The sequence below is a fragment of the Ruegeria sp. BHSC026 genome (assembly GCF_059613065.1).
The window spans coordinates 157,846-170,603 of sequence record NZ_JBXWRV010000003.1; the positions used below are offsets into that span (position 1 = coordinate 157,846).

At 61.7% G+C, this 12,758-nt stretch carries 16 protein-coding genes and 3 tRNA genes; 6 read left to right on the top strand and 13 right to left on the bottom strand.

From position 1 onward, the window contains the following. Nucleotides 1-9: 9 nt before the first annotated feature. From AC2FME_RS05235 to AC2FME_RS05255, 5 genes are all read right to left on the bottom strand, one after another. Nucleotides 10-765 (bottom strand): ABC transporter ATP-binding protein, encoded by a 756-nt coding sequence (locus tag AC2FME_RS05235; protein WP_496799836.1) that lies wholly within the window; start codon nt 763-765, stop codon nt 10-12. Nucleotides 766-777: 12 nt separating this feature from the next. Next, complete coding sequence (locus AC2FME_RS05240) at nt 778-1,983, bottom strand: branched-chain amino acid ABC transporter permease (RefSeq protein WP_170340852.1); 1,206 nt, start codon at nt 1,981-1,983, stop codon at nt 778-780. Between the two features lie 3 nt (nt 1,984-1,986). Further along, nucleotides 1,987-3,018, bottom strand: coding sequence for a branched-chain amino acid ABC transporter permease (locus AC2FME_RS05245; protein WP_170340251.1), 1,032 nt, complete (start codon nt 3,016-3,018; stop codon nt 1,987-1,989). A gap of 104 nt (nt 3,019-3,122) precedes the next feature. Next, a complete protein-coding gene (locus tag AC2FME_RS05250) occupies nt 3,123-4,469 on the bottom strand; it encodes a substrate-binding protein (RefSeq protein WP_496678792.1) in 1,347 nt (448 codons plus the stop codon). Between the two features lie 406 nt (nt 4,470-4,875). Then, nucleotides 4,876-4,959 (bottom strand) — tRNA-Tyr (locus AC2FME_RS05255). A gap of 116 nt (nt 4,960-5,075) precedes the next feature. On the opposite strand from AC2FME_RS05255, the gene rlmB reads away from it, so the two are divergent. The 4 genes from rlmB to AC2FME_RS05275 all read left to right on the top strand — a co-directional run bounded on the left by rlmB (nt 5,076) and on the right by AC2FME_RS05275 (nt 7,377). Continuing rightward, on the top strand, nt 5,076-5,849 hold the full coding sequence (gene rlmB / locus AC2FME_RS05260) for a 23S rRNA (guanosine(2251)-2'-O)-methyltransferase RlmB (protein WP_496799837.1): 774 nt from the start codon (nt 5,076-5,078) through the stop codon (nt 5,847-5,849). 12 nt (nt 5,850-5,861) lie between these two features. Continuing rightward, on the top strand, nt 5,862-6,152 hold the full coding sequence (locus tag AC2FME_RS05265; RefSeq protein ID WP_496678949.1) for a hypothetical protein: 291 nt from the start codon (nt 5,862-5,864) through the stop codon (nt 6,150-6,152). Nucleotides 6,153-6,297: 145 nt separating this feature from the next. Continuing rightward, nucleotides 6,298-6,705, top strand: coding sequence for a YHS domain-containing (seleno)protein (locus AC2FME_RS05270; protein WP_496678798.1), 408 nt, complete (start codon nt 6,298-6,300; stop codon nt 6,703-6,705). 201 nt (nt 6,706-6,906) lie between these two features. Continuing rightward, nucleotides 6,907-7,377, top strand: a complete 471-nt coding sequence (locus AC2FME_RS05275) for a CoA-binding protein (protein WP_496678799.1) — start codon at nt 6,907-6,909, stop codon at nt 7,375-7,377. Nucleotides 7,378-7,381: 4 nt separating this feature from the next. Here AC2FME_RS05275 and AC2FME_RS05280 read toward each other — a convergent pair whose 3' ends face one another. The 4 genes from AC2FME_RS05280 to hisA form a co-directional block, all read right to left on the bottom strand. Beyond that, nucleotides 7,382-7,957 (bottom strand): hypothetical protein, encoded by a 576-nt coding sequence (locus tag AC2FME_RS05280; protein WP_496678800.1) that lies wholly within the window; start codon nt 7,955-7,957, stop codon nt 7,382-7,384. Nucleotides 7,958-8,042: 85 nt separating this feature from the next. Further along, complete coding sequence (locus AC2FME_RS05285; protein ID WP_496678801.1) at nt 8,043-8,360, bottom strand: phosphoribosyl-ATP diphosphatase; 318 nt, start codon at nt 8,358-8,360, stop codon at nt 8,043-8,045. Then, on the bottom strand, nt 8,357-9,118 hold the full coding sequence (hisF, locus tag AC2FME_RS05290) for an imidazole glycerol phosphate synthase subunit HisF (protein WP_496678803.1): 762 nt from the start codon (nt 9,116-9,118) through the stop codon (nt 8,357-8,359). Before hisF ends, AC2FME_RS05285 begins: the two co-directional genes overlap by 4 nt. Before the next feature lie 123 nt (nt 9,119-9,241). After that, nucleotides 9,242-9,964 (bottom strand): 1-(5-phosphoribosyl)-5-[(5-phosphoribosylamino)methylideneamino]imidazole-4-carboxamide isomerase, encoded by a 723-nt coding sequence (gene hisA, locus AC2FME_RS05295; RefSeq protein WP_496678804.1) that lies wholly within the window; start codon nt 9,962-9,964, stop codon nt 9,242-9,244. A 135-nt stretch (nt 9,965-10,099) separates the two neighbouring features. Here hisA and AC2FME_RS05300 point away from each other — a divergent pair, with 135 nt between their 5' ends. Continuing rightward, a complete protein-coding gene (locus AC2FME_RS05300; RefSeq protein WP_496678805.1) occupies nt 10,100-10,507 on the top strand; it encodes a DUF2147 domain-containing protein in 408 nt (135 codons plus the stop codon). Between the two features lie 4 nt (nt 10,508-10,511). On the opposite strand, the gene hisH is transcribed toward AC2FME_RS05300, so the two are convergent. Together hisH and hisB are read right to left on the bottom strand one after the other, a co-directional pair. Beyond that, on the bottom strand, nt 10,512-11,150 hold the full coding sequence (gene hisH, locus AC2FME_RS05305; protein WP_496799838.1) for an imidazole glycerol phosphate synthase subunit HisH: 639 nt from the start codon (nt 11,148-11,150) through the stop codon (nt 10,512-10,514). Further along, nucleotides 11,151-11,738, bottom strand: a complete 588-nt coding sequence (gene hisB / locus AC2FME_RS05310) for an imidazoleglycerol-phosphate dehydratase HisB (RefSeq protein WP_496799839.1) — start codon at nt 11,736-11,738, stop codon at nt 11,151-11,153. Nucleotides 11,739-11,893: 155 nt separating this feature from the next. Here hisB and AC2FME_RS05315 point away from each other — a divergent pair, with 155 nt between their 5' ends. Next, nucleotides 11,894-12,133, top strand: coding sequence for an Lrp/AsnC ligand binding domain-containing protein (locus AC2FME_RS05315; protein WP_149774720.1), 240 nt, complete (start codon nt 11,894-11,896; stop codon nt 12,131-12,133). A gap of 70 nt (nt 12,134-12,203) precedes the next feature. On the opposite strand, the gene AC2FME_RS05320 is transcribed toward AC2FME_RS05315, so the two are convergent. Next, nucleotides 12,204-12,278, bottom strand: a tRNA-Gly gene (locus tag AC2FME_RS05320). A gap of 34 nt (nt 12,279-12,312) precedes the next feature. After that, nucleotides 12,313-12,387 (bottom strand) — tRNA-Gly (locus tag AC2FME_RS05325). Between the last annotated feature and the right edge of the window lie 371 nt (nt 12,388-12,758).

Consider the following 12,758-nt stretch of genomic DNA (forward strand, 5'->3'; position numbering starts at 1 on the left):
AGCTTTTCCTCACGCCGCCTCGCCCAGATAGGCTTCTCGGACCTTGGGGTTTCCGCGGATGTTTTCGGGGGTGTCTTCGACCAGCGGCGTGCCCTGCGCCAGAACGGTGATCCGCTCGGCCAGGCTGAACACCACATGCATGTCGTGCTCGATGATCGCGATGGTGATGTCGCGCTCATCCTTGATTTGCTTCAGCAGGTCGATGGTGTTGTTGGTGTCGGCCCGTGCCATACCGGCTGTGGGCTCGTCCAGCAGCAGCAGGCGAGGCTTCTGGCTGAGACACATTCCGATCTCGAGCCGCCGCTTGTCACCGCGCGAGAGCGAGGCTGCATGCATGTGCCGTTTGTCGGCCATGTTCATCTCTTCCAGCATGGCCTCGGCCTGTTCGACCACCTCTTTCTCGTTGGCGATGGTCTCGTAGGCGTGCATGCGGAATGCTCCGTCTCGCATCGCGAAGATGGGGATCAGCATGTTCTCCATTACGGTCAGTTCGCCAAAGATCTCGGGTGTTTGGAACACCCGGCTGATGCCCATCTGGTTGATCTGGTACGGCTCGCGCCCCAGCACAGACTGGTTGTCGAACAAGACCGAACCGGTATCCGGGATCAGCTTGCCCACCAGGCAGTTCAGCAGGGTGGACTTGCCCGCCCCGTTGGGGCCGATGATCGCATGGACCGAGTTTTCCTCGACGCTCAGGTTCACGTCCGTCAGGGCCTTGAGGCCGCCGAAGCGCTTGCTGACATCTTTTACTTTCAGAATTGCCATTGACGCGTTCCCTTATTCTGCCGGCTCGGTTTTGCCTTCGCGCGTGTCATCCCCGCCAACGCTTTTGCGGCGGATCCAGTTCAGCAACCGCTGACCGCCCTCGACCAGCCCGCCGGGCAGGTAGATCACCACCAGCATGAACAGGATGCCCAAGGTCAGATGCCAGCCCTTGCCGATGAACGGGTGGATGATGAACACCACCGCGTCCTCGAGCCCGTCGGGCAGGAAGGCGAACCAGCTGTGCAACACGTTGTCGTTGATCTTCGAGAAGATGTTCTCGAAATACTTGATGAAGCCAGCACCCAGAACCGGTCCGATCAGAGTACCGGTGCCGCCCAGGATGGTCATCAGAACGACCTCGCCCGAGGCGGTCCATTGCATCCGCTCGGCGCCGGCCAGCGGGTCCATCGCGGCCATCAGGCCACCGGCCAGGCCGGCATACATGCCCGAGATCACAAAGGCTGCCAGCGTGTAGGGCTTGGAGTTCAGCCCGGTATAGTTCATCCGCTGCTGGTTCGACTTCACCGCTCGCAGCATCATGCCGAAGGGCGAGCGGAAGATGCGGATCGCCAGGTAGAACACCACCATCATGATCACCGCGCACAGATAGTAGCCTGCGTTGAAGTCAAAGCTCCACGCGCCGACATCCATCGTGTAGGTCGCGCGCATCGGCAGGCCGAACAGATGCGGCAGATCGGGGGAATTGGCACCCTGCAGGATCTGCGGGTCATCGGCATAGACCTGCAGGCCGGTTTCCCCGTTGGTCAGGTTGAACTTGGGGTTCGACAGCACCGAATAGGCCAGCGCAAAGCTCATTTGCGCGAAGGCCAGCGTCAGGATCGAAAAGTAGATCCCCGACCGGCGCAGGCTGACATAGCCGATCAGAACCGAGAACAGCCCGGCGACCACGACGCTCAACGCGATGGCTGGAATGACGTTGTAGCTGAGCAGCTTGAACATCCAAACGGCCGAGTAGGAACCCACACCCAGAAAGGCCGCGTGGCCGAAGGACAGGTATCCGGTCAGGCCGAACAGGATGTTGAACCCGATGGCAAAGATGCCGAAGATCACGAACCGCTGCATCAGGTCCGGATAGCCCGCGTTGAACTGCGCCATGGCGCTGTCAGTGGGGAAGGGGTTCAGGATGAAGGGGGCCAGCAGCGTCAGGATTGCGACGACGATCAGCAGGCTTGTGTCTTTTTTGTTCAGTCCCAGCATGGGTTATTCCTCCATCACGCCTTTGCGGCCCATCAATCCCCGCGGACGGGTCAGAAGAACGATGATCGCGACCAGGTAGATGATAATCTGGTTGATGCCCGGGATCGTGGTGGTCGCCCAAGTGGTCGAGGCAAAGCTTTCAAGGATGCCCAGAAGGAACCCGGCCAGAACCGCACCGGGTAGCGAGCCCATGCCGCCGACGACCACGACCACGAAGCTGAGCACCAGAAAGTCCATGCCCATGTGATAGTTGGGCGGGTTCAGCGGCCCGTACATCACGCCCGCGAGGCCAGCCACCGCGGCGGCGATGCCGAACATGATGGTGAACCGGCGGTCAATGTTGATGCCCAAGAGGCCCACGGTTTCTCGGTCGGCCATGCCGGCGCGCACCACCATGCCGAAGGTGGTGAACTGCAGGAAAGAGAACACGCCTCCGATGATCACGACCGCGAACAGGAAATAGACCAGTCGCCAGATCGGATAGATGATGGCATTCGGGTCAAAGCCAAGCGCCACGCCCAGATCGACGGACCCGCTCAGCGCGGCAGGCGGCGGGGTCTGGATCGGGTTGGCGCCGAAGAAATACTTGATGATTTCTTGCAGAACGATGGCCAGGCCGAAGGTCACAAGGATCTGATCTGCATGGGGACGCTTGTAGAAATGCTTGATCAGGCCGCGTTCCATCACGTAGCCGACCATCAGCATGATCGGGATCGCGAACAGGATGGCCAGTGGCACGGACCAGTCGATGATGGTCGCGCCCAGCTCGGGGCCGAACCAGCTTTCGACATAGGGGGTCTTCACCTTCAGCGGGTTGCCCAGAAAGTCGGTCTGGGTCTCATCGACCACCTCGTAGCTGAGGTTGAAGATCTTCTGAAGCGTGACGGCACAGAAGGCGCCGATCATGAACAAAGCCCCGTGGGCGAAGTTCACCACGCCGAGCGTGCCGAAGATCAGCGTCAGCCCCAGCGCGATCAGCGCATAGGCCGAGCCCTTGTCCAGCCCGTTCAGAATTTGCAGTAGGATTGCGTCCATTGTCCTTACCTTTGACTGGTCCCGGCAGCTCTCCCCGGTCGTCTGACCGGAGAGAGCCGTTTTGAGGACTCAGGGGTTTTCTTGCGAAAAACCGAGTGTCGGGATTAAGCGCCCGGGTTGCACTTGCCCAGTTCGCCGCCGGCGAACATCGGGTGGTCGGGTGCGTATTCCACCTGCGCGCGCGGCGTGATCTCGACGATCTCGAGCGTGTCATAGGCGTTGGTCGGGTTCATATTTCCACGCACGACCAGCACGTCCTTGAAGCACTGGTGGTCGTCGGCGCGGTACAGGGTCGGACCATTGCCCAGCCCGTCGAACTCGAAACCTTCCAGGGCCTCGACGACGCCGCAGGGGTTGAAGGTGCCGGCGCGCTCGCACGCATCCGCGTAAAGCAGAACCTGTGCATAGCAGGTCTGGGCCGAGTTCGACGGCGGTTTGCCGTATTTCTCGCCGAAGGACTTCACGAAGGCCTTGGTGCCCTCATCCTGCAGCTGCCAGTTCCAGTTCATCGAACCCAGCACGCCCTTGATGTTCTCGCCCGCACCGGCGGCCATCAGTTCCGAATACAGCGGAACGACGATCTTGAAGTCCTTGCCGTTCACGACCTTGTCGAGCAGGCCGAACTGGATCGCGTTGGTCAGCGAGTTGACCATGTTGCCGCCGTAGTGGTTCAAAACCAGCACGTCCGCGCCCGAGTTCAGAACCGGCGCGATGTAGGACGAGAAGTCGGTCGATGCCAGCGGGGTCTTGACGGTGTTGACCGTCTCCCAGCCCATCGCCTCGGTCGAGGCCACGATCGACTCTTCCTGGGTCCAGCCCCAGTTGTAGTCGGCGGTCAGGTGATAGGCCCGACGGTCGGAACCCATTTCCTTGGCCAGCACCGGCGCCAGCGCCGCGCCCGACATGTAGGCGTTGAAGAAGTGACGGAAGCCGTTCGCCTTCTTGTCCTTGCCGGTGGTGTCGTTGGCGTGGGTCAGGCCGGCCATGAAGATCACGCCCGCCTCTTGGCAGAGGCCCTGAACGGCCACGGCCACGCCCGAGGACGAGCCGCCGTTGATCATGATCGCGCCATCTTTTTCGATCATCGACTTGGCCGATGCGCGCGCCGCGTCCGACTTGGTCTGCGTATCGCCGGTGACGAACTCGACCTTCTTGCCCAAGATGCCGTTGCCCTTCAGCGCCTTCGACGTGAAGGTGTTCAGGCAGCCGCCGTCGCCTTCGCCGTTCAGATGCTCGACCGCCAGCTGCTGCGCCAGCAGTTCGTCATTGCCTTCTTCGGCATAGGGGCCGGTCTGCGGCACGTTGAAGCCCAGCGTGACCGATCCGCCCGTGGGTTCGTTGGTATAGGCCGCGGCCGACGAGGCGGTGAAGATCGTCGGCAGAGCCAGACCGGCGCTTGTGACGGCACCAGATTTCAGCACGCCGCGACGCGTGACAGATTTGTTTGACATGAATTCCTCCCATTCAGCGGGTTGCGCCCTCGGGCTCCTCTTCCGTCGGGTAAAACACAACCTCGCAAGCCGAGTATGGGGGGCAGAAGGAAAATTCCCCAACAAGTGGCTGGAAAGGAAATATTATTTTGTAAAAAAGTGAACTGTCGATCGAGGGGAGTTGTAAAGATCGGCAAGAGGATCCGGATTATCCCGCTGTTGCAAAGCGGTTTCCTCGAAAACTTTTGTGCCGTCCGGCGACAGAACCGTCGGTGCCTTCCTACAAGCTTGGCAGGCATTTTGCGGTGTGCAACCGCATGCTTTGCCGCGGCGCGCATGTTTTCCCGACCATTGACGCAATGTCGGGCGGATTCGCGTCATCCAGACGCGCGCCCCGGACACCATTTCCAACAAGATCGAGTGGAGATGGTGGGCGACCCTGGAATCGAACCAGGCGTGCGTCTCCGCGAGGGAGTTACAGTCCCCTGCCACACCTTGCGGCCTGTCGCCCACTGTCAGGCGTTGCACCTGACGTGGAGGCGTGATTACTAGCGCTCAAAAGCAGCGTCAACAGGAAAATTTCGCGTTGGCGCAGGAAACATCCTTCCCGGCCCGGAGGCCAGCAAAATGAAGAAACCGAAGTGGGTGATCGAGAAAGAACAGGCGCGCAAAGCGGCGGCGTCCGAAACAGTCTGGCTGTTCGGATTGCACGCCGTGCGCGACGCGCTGATGAACCCCAAGCGGCAGAAACTGCGCCTGATCGTGACCCGCAACGCGCAGGACAAGCTGGCGGATGCGATCTCGGAGGCCGGACTGCAGCCCGAGGTCGTCGACCCGCGCAAGTTCACGGCACCAATCGACCCGGGCTCGGTGCATCAGGGCGCGGCGCTTGAGGTCAAGCCGCTGGAATGGGGGGGGCTTGCCGAGAATTGCATCGGGCGCAAAAACCCTCGGGTGCTGCTGCTGGACCGCGTGACCGATCCGCACAATGTGGGCGCGATTCTGCGCTCGGCCGAGGTTCTGGGCGCGAGCGCGGTCATCGGCACGCGCCACCACTCGGCGCCGGAAACCGGTGCCCTGGCCAAGACCGCCAGCGGGGCGCTGGAGCGCCAACCTTACCTGCGGGTGCGTAACCTTGCCGACGCGATCGTCGAGTTGCAGAATATGGGGTTCCTGGTTCTGGGCTTGGATGGTGAGGCCGATCAGACCATCGAGGCGGCGCTGGACGGCCGGCGCGATCAGCCCGTGGCCCTCGTGCTGGGGGCCGAGGGGCCGGGGTTGCGGCAAAAGACCAAGGAAACCGTGGATGAACTTGTCAAAATCGACGCGGCGGGCGGTTTTGGTTCGCTGAACGTCTCAAATGCTGCGGCGATTGCCCTATATGCGTCTCAGCCGCACTGAAAGGAGACAGCCATTCCCGCCCCGTCCAAGATTGCCACATGCTGTTACTGCGGCACCCGCGCCGCACTGGTCCTGAAAGGCCGCGAGCGGCATGAGTTGAGCTGTTCCAGTTGCGGCGCCCCGCTGCATGAGCTCAAGATGCTGCCGCGCAAGAAAGCACCGGAACCCGAGCCGCGCAAGACGGACAGCGTGGCAGTGCGGCGCAACGTGCCGATCAAAAACAAGCGCCGAAAAAAGAAAAAAGGCCTGCTGTATCGTGTGCTCGACGAAGCCTGGGATGTTATCGAGGACGTTTTCGATTGAACGCAGCGTGACACGCGGCTTCACAACTGCGTCAAGGGGGTTTCGCGGCGCGAAAAAAGTTGCATCTTGAAGCGCCTATTGCCCTCAAACTGTGACTGCTATGCTGACTCGACGCTCTGTCCTTACCGGTCTTTCCCTAGCCTGCATGGCCCCGACCACGCTGTGGGCGCAAAAGCGACCGGTGTTCTTTGAAACTGCAAGCGGCGCGATGGCGGGCTTTGATACCGTGTCCTATTTCCGGGATGGTCGCCCCGTACGGGGCAAGCCAGACATCGTGGTGATGTGGAAGGGAGCGGCGTGGCATTTTGTTTCTCAAGAGAATCGAGAGGCGTTCGAAAGCAATCCACGGGCCTTCGCTCCGCGGTTTGGCGGCTATTGCGCCTTCGCCATGGCACACGGTCAGCTTAGCAGCACGGACCCGACAGCCTGGAAAATTGTGGACGGGCGCCTGTACCTTACACATTCACCCGAGATCGAGAGGGTATGGGAGGCGAACATGGCGGAATACATCCGCAAGGCCGAAGTGAACTGGCCTGACATCTTGTATCGATGACTGGAGAACGTGCGCCGAGATCAAGCTGTCATCACAAAATTGCGCGCAGCCCCTTTTTTTTCCTTAACTCATGCCTAAATGTCACAGTGGCCGCGGAATGGAACTGCCGCGGGTCATTTCACTGTCCCTCGTTCCAACAACTGGCGCTCAAGGTATCCTTGGGCGCTTTTTTCTTTTCCAAGTCACGGCTAGGCTGCAGCCATGACTGACTATTCCGATGACTTCCTCAGATCCGTCCTGAAACGCACCAAGGTGGTAGCGGTCGTTGGCGTGTCGATGAATCCGGTGCGGCCCAGCTATTACGTCGCGCGCTACTTGTCGCTCAAGGGGTACAGGGTGATTCCAGTCAATCCCGGCCATTCCGGAGCTGATCTTTTCGGTGAAACCGTTCGGGCTTCGTTGGCCGAAATCTCGGAACCTGTTGACATGGTGGACATTTTCCGCAGGTCCGAAGCCGTTCCCCCGATCGTGGACGAGGCATTGGCCACTTTTCCCGACTTGCGCACGATCTGGATGCAGATCGGTGTCGAAAACGCCGAGGCCGCCGCGGTGGCGCAGGCGCGCGGGGTTGATGTGGTGATGAACCGCTGCCCCAAGATCGAATATCAACGCTTGTTCGGAGAGCTGCGTATGGGCGGGTTCGCCACGGGGATCATCTCGTCCAAGCTCTAGCTGCTCAGTTGACCGCCGCCGGTCTCAGCCGGGCCACCTGCTCTTGCCGTCGTTTCTCCAGCACGATGTCGCGCGGGACCCATTCGTACCGCGAGTCCTTGCGCAAGGGCGCCCAGAAAAGAATCCCGCCATAGCGCCAGGGGTCCAGGACGACTCCATCATACATCGAAGTGCCGCGGCGGCTGATGATCGCCGTGCTGTGATCTATTCGGAACGGGTTGTCGGCATTGGCGATCGCGCGGTGGAGGGTCAGCGTGTGAAACTTCTCTTGGTTCAGGCGGCGTTCCATGTCCTCGGCCCAGTGCCAGCACAGCCCGCGCGGCCGCAGCCCCTTGTTGACCTTGGCATTGTGGATCAGCGGCGGATCGGTGATCTGGTATTCCTGCGCAAGCTGCGCGGTGTAGGCGTAGGCGATTCGAGCCGCGCGCTGGGCCTCTTCGGGGTCCACCTCGGGCCCCAGCGCCCGGATCTGGGCTGCCAGACGCGCGACATCGTCGCTGCGGGCGGGCGGCGCGGACGTGCATGCGCCAAGCCCCAGAATGGCCAGCATCGTCATTGTCCAGATCATGGGTTTGAACATGCCTGCGTCCCTTGTCGACCCTGCGCCCGACAGGCGCTTCGGTCAACCAGTATAGGGCGCGGACGCTATTGGTGAAAGCCGGGTGTCAGCCCCGGTCGCGTGCGGCCTTTTCGGCGATGCCGCTGGTGCCTTGCCGCCTGGCAAGCTCGGCCAGAACGTCCTCCAGCGCCACGTCGCGCGCGGCCAGCATGACCAGCAGGTGATACAGCACGTCGGCGGCCTCGGATGTCAGCCGGTCGCGGTCGCCCTTCACGGCTTCGATGATCGCCTCCACGGCTTCCTCGCCGAACTTCTCGGCGCATTTCTCGGGGCCTTTGGACAGCAGCTTGGCGGTCCAACTGGATTCGGGGTCCGCGCCCTTGCGGGATGCGATCGTGGCGGCCAGATCATCCAGTATGCTCATGTCAGCCTCATGGGGATACCCGCAGCGGCCATGTGTTCCTTGGCCTCGCGGATCGTGTATTCGCCGAAATGGAAGATCGACGCCGCAAGCACCGCGCTGGCCCCACCTTCGGTCACGCCTTCGACCAAGTGGTCCAGATTACCCACGCCGCCCGAGGCGATCACCGGCACGTCGACCGCGTCCGAGATCGCGCGGGTGAGGGGAATGTTGAACCCCGCCTTGGTGCCGTCGCGGTCCATCGATGTCAGCAGAATTTCGCCAGCGCCCTTGGCGACGACGGTTTTGGCAAATTCGACGGCGTCGATGCCGGTAGGTTTGCGCCCGCCGTGGGTGAAGATCTCCCATTTGCCGGGGCTGACGGTTTTGGCGTCGATGGCGCAGACGATGCACTGGCTGCCGAACTGGTCGGCAGCTTCGGCGATCACGTCGGGGTTGGACACGGCGGCCGAGTTGAAGCTGACCTTGTCGGCCCCCGCCAGCAGCAGCGCGCGCACGTCATCCTTGGTACGCACGCCGCCACCCACTGTCAGCGGTACGAAGCACTGCTCGGCCGTGCGCTGAACCACGTCGAACATGGTGCCGCGGTTTTCGTGGGTGGCGTGGATGTCAAGAAAGCAGATCTCGTCAGCGCCGGCGGCGTCATAGGCCTTGGCCGATTCCACCGGATCGCCCGCGTCGCGCAGGCCCACGAAGTTCACGCCTTTGACTACGCGGCCATCGGCGACATCCAGACAGGGAATGATGCGGGTTTTTAGCATGGGGTGGTTATAGCCCTGGGGATTCTGTCGGCGCAATTTGTTTTGGAGGGGCAGGGGGCTGTCTGCCCCCTCTTGGCCTGCGGCCAATTCACCCCCGAGGATATTTCGGGCCAGATGAAGCGGTCAGTCGCGCAATGCTGCCAGCGCTTGGCGCAGATCCAGCGCTCCGTCATAAAGCGCGCGACCTGAAATCGCGCCGTTCAAGTTTGCGCCGCAGTCGCGCAGCGCGATCAGGTCGTCCAGCGAACTGACCCCACCGCTGGCGATCACCGGGATCGAGACTGCCCGGGCCAGGTCGGCCGTGGCCTCGACATTGGGGCCTTGCATCGCGCCGTCGCGGTTGATGTCGGTGTAGATGATCGCCGCCACGCCCGCGTCTTCAAAGCTGCGCGCCAGGTCGGTCACCATCACGTCGGTTTCCTCGGCCCAGCCCTTGGTGGCGACGCGTCCGTTGCGTGCGTCGATGCCGACGGCGACCTGGCCGGGAAAGGCCTTGGCCGCCTGACGGACCAGATCGGGGTTTTCCACCGCAACCGTGCCCAGAATCACCCGGGCCAGCCCTTTGTCCAGCCAGGTCTCGATCGTGGCCATGTCGCGGATGCCGCCGCCCAGCTGGGCCGGTACCTCGCAGGACTTCAGGATCGCCTCGACCGGGGCGGCGTTCACGGGTTCCCCGGCGAAAGCGCCATTCAGGTCCACCAGATGCAGCCATTCGCAGCCGGCTTCGACAAACGCGCGGGCCTGGGCGGCGGGGTCTTCGTTGAAGACTGTGGCCTTGTCCATCTCGCCGCGCAGAAGGCGCACGGCCTGGCCGTCTTTCAGGTCGATTGCGGGGTAGAGGATCATGTCGGGCGGCCTTCTCGTGACTGGTACTGGCGCGGGATATGGCACAGGCGGGGCAGGGGATGCAACGCGACGCAAAGTCAATCTTGCCGGAACGGGTGCCGGCGGTCAGACTGCCTGCAAAACAGGGAGGACACCATGAACAAACTTGCTCTGGCCGCTGCTGCGGCGCTGGTCACCATGGCCACTGGCGCACGTGCCGATGACCCGGTCGACGGGCTTTGGAAAACCCAGCCGGGGGATACCGGCGGATATCTGCACGTTTCGATCAGCCCTTGCGGCAGCGCCGTTTGCGGCATCATCGACAGCGCGTTCGACAAGGACGGAAACCAGCAGCTGGATTATGAGAACCTGGGCAAGAACATCATCTGGGACATGGTCGCGGATGGCGGAGGCAGCTACAGCGGCGGCAAGATCTGGGCACCGGACCGGGACAAGACCTACAACTCCAAGATGTCGCTGGACGGTCAGAACAAGCTGACGGTCAAGGGTTGCGTTGCGGGCGGCCTGATCTGTCGCGGCCAGGCCTGGACCCGCGTGCAGTAACCGGTCAGGGGGCCCAAGTCAGGAAGTTTCCGATCATCCTCAGGCCCACATCCTGGCTTTTTTCAGGGTGAAACTGCATCCCGATCATCGTGTCGCGGCCGATCACGGCCGTGACCGGCCCGCCATAGTCCACATGGGCCAGACGCTGCGCCGGGTTGGCGACACGGAAATGGTAGGAGTGGACGAAATAGACGTGATCGCCTGAGTTGACGCCGTTGAACACCGGGTGCTCGCTCTCGATCACCAGATCGTTCCACCCCATATGCGGAACCTTAAGCGCTCGGACCGTGGGCTCGATCCGCACCACGTCTCCGGTCACCCAATTCAGGCCTGGCGTGTCGGTATATTCGCGGCCCGTGGTCGCCATCAGCTGCATGCCGACGCAGATACCTAGGAATGGGCGGCCTTTCTGCTCGACCGCTTCGACCATCGCATCGTGGATGCCCTTGTGCCCGCGCAGCTCGGCCGCGCAGGCGGGAAAGGCGCCGTCGCCGGGCAGCACCAGCCGATCGGCGCGCGCCACCACATCGGCGTCCGAAGTCACGACGACCTCGCCCGCGTCCAGCTCGCGCGCCATGCGTTGAAACGCCTTTTCCGCCGAGTGCAGGTTGCCGCTTTCGTAGTCGATGATCGCGGTCAGCATCTAGAGCGCGCCCTTGGTGGATGGAATCGCATCCCCCTTGCGCGGATCGGTCTCGACCGCTTGGCGCAGGGCGCGGGCGACGGCTTTGAACGCCGCCTCGGCGATGTGGTGACTGTTGAGGCCGTGCAACTGGTCGATATGGAGGGTGATGCCGCCATGGGTGGCCAGCGCCTGAAAGAACTCGCGCACCAACTCGGTGTCGAAACTGCCGATCTTGGGTGTCGGCAGGTCCACGTTCCAAACCAGAAACGGTCGGCCCGACAGGTCCAGCGCGCAGCGCACCTGCGCGTCATCCATCGGCAGGTGGCACTCGCCATACCGCCGGATGCCTTTCTTGTCCCCCAGCGCCTGCGTCAGCGCCTGACCCAGCGCGATGCCGGTGTCTTCGACGGTGTGGTGGTCGTCGATGTGATAGTCGCCCTTGGCCCGGATCGTCATGTCGATCAGGGAATGCCGCGCCAACTGGTCCAGCATGTGATCGAAGAACCCCACGCCGGTCTGGTTGTCATAGGTGCCGGTGCCGTCGAGGTTGACCTCGACCGAAATCGCGGTCTCGGCGGTCTTGCGGCTGATCGAAGCTGTGCGCATTGGCGAAATCCTCTTGCTACAGGGGCGCTTATAGACGGGGACGGGCGGGGGATTCCAGTCAGATCGTTTCGGTCGCGGCCAACTGTTGCAAGGGATTGCACCCGGCTGCCCGGCGTGCCAGCTTGCGCGCAAGGAAACAAACAAGGTCATTGCAAATGTCCACCTGCGTCTTCATCCAGATCCGCTGCAAACCCGGCACCACCTACAAGGTCGCCGAAGAAATCGCCCTGCGCGAGATTCATTCGGAGCTGTATTCGACCAGCGGAGAATGGGACTTGCTGCTCAAGCTCTATATTCCCAAGGACCAGGACGTGGGGCATTTCATCAACGAACGGCTGCTGGACATTCCCAACATCGAACGGTCGCTGACCACGATGACGTTCAAGGCGTTCTGACAACGCACACCGATCCGGCCGATATGCGGCTGGGTCGGACCCGACTTTGTGTTCGGAAAAAGCTGACATCTGGAGCGGGCGATGAGATTCGAACTCACGACCCTTACCTTGGCAAGGTAATGCTCTACCCCTGAGCTACGCCCGCAAACAGATATCTTGTATGACCTTTCGGTCCTCGTTGGAGCGGGCGATGAGATTCGAACTCACGACCCTTACCTTGGCAAGGTAATGCTCTACCCCTGAGCTACGCCCGCGCCGTCGAGTGAGGCGTGAACTATAAATTCTGGCGGAAAGCTGCAAGAGGAAAAACGCACGAAAACCGAAAAAATTTTCCGACGGAACAGCGCCGCGCGGCCGTTCAAAACCTGAAACACCCGGCTAAGACGATAGTGGAGGTGAAATGAGGGGCAGGGTCGAGAATTTGAAGCTTGTGGCCTTGGCAGGCGCAATCCTGCTGGCGTTGATGGCCGGTCAGCCGGACAAGCACCGCCAAGAGCACAGGGATTCAAGGGTTGTGATGCAAGTCCGGACACTGGCGTCCAACAGCTGACAGGGTTTCGTCGTCAGACTTTTGCCACTTTCTAAATTTAGTGTATTCGTTAATCTCTATTTGTCCGCAATCCGT

Bases quoted from the DNA above. Each gene is read 5' to 3' on its own strand.
- rlmB (WP_496799837.1), top strand. From the start codon at position 5,076: ATGAAGAAACCGAAGTGGGTGATCGAGAAAGAACAGGCGCGCAAAGCG.
- AC2FME_RS05315 (WP_149774720.1), top strand. From the start codon at position 11,894: ATGTCCACCTGCGTCTTCATCCAGATCCGCTGCAAACCCGGCACCACC.
- hisB (WP_496799839.1), bottom strand. From the start codon at position 11,738: ATGCGCACAGCTTCGATCAGCCGCAAGACCGCCGAGACCGCGATTTCG.
- AC2FME_RS05285 (WP_496678801.1), bottom strand. From the start codon at position 8,360: ATGAGCATACTGGATGATCTGGCCGCCACGATCGCATCCCGCAAGGGC.
- AC2FME_RS05250 (WP_496678792.1), bottom strand. From the start codon at position 4,469: ATGTCAAACAAATCTGTCACGCGTCGCGGCGTGCTGAAATCTGGTGCC.
- AC2FME_RS05270 (WP_496678798.1), top strand. From the start codon at position 6,298: ATGGCCCCGACCACGCTGTGGGCGCAAAAGCGACCGGTGTTCTTTGAA.
- AC2FME_RS05245 (WP_170340251.1), bottom strand. From the start codon at position 3,018: ATGGACGCAATCCTACTGCAAATTCTGAACGGGCTGGACAAGGGCTCG.
- AC2FME_RS05235 (WP_496799836.1), bottom strand. From the start codon at position 765: ATGGCAATTCTGAAAGTAAAAGATGTCAGCAAGCGCTTCGGCGGCCTC.
- AC2FME_RS05280 (WP_496678800.1), bottom strand. From the start codon at position 7,957: ATGTTCAAACCCATGATCTGGACAATGACGATGCTGGCCATTCTGGGG.
- AC2FME_RS05275 (WP_496678799.1), top strand. From the start codon at position 6,907: ATGACTGACTATTCCGATGACTTCCTCAGATCCGTCCTGAAACGCACC.
- hisH (WP_496799838.1), bottom strand. From the start codon at position 11,150: ATGCTGACCGCGATCATCGACTACGAAAGCGGCAACCTGCACTCGGCG.
- AC2FME_RS05300 (WP_496678805.1), top strand. From the start codon at position 10,100: ATGAACAAACTTGCTCTGGCCGCTGCTGCGGCGCTGGTCACCATGGCC.
- hisA (WP_496678804.1), bottom strand. From the start codon at position 9,964: ATGATCCTCTACCCCGCAATCGACCTGAAAGACGGCCAGGCCGTGCGC.
- AC2FME_RS05240 (WP_170340852.1), bottom strand. From the start codon at position 1,983: ATGCTGGGACTGAACAAAAAAGACACAAGCCTGCTGATCGTCGTCGCA.
- hisF (WP_496678803.1), bottom strand. From the start codon at position 9,118: ATGCTAAAAACCCGCATCATTCCCTGTCTGGATGTCGCCGATGGCCGC.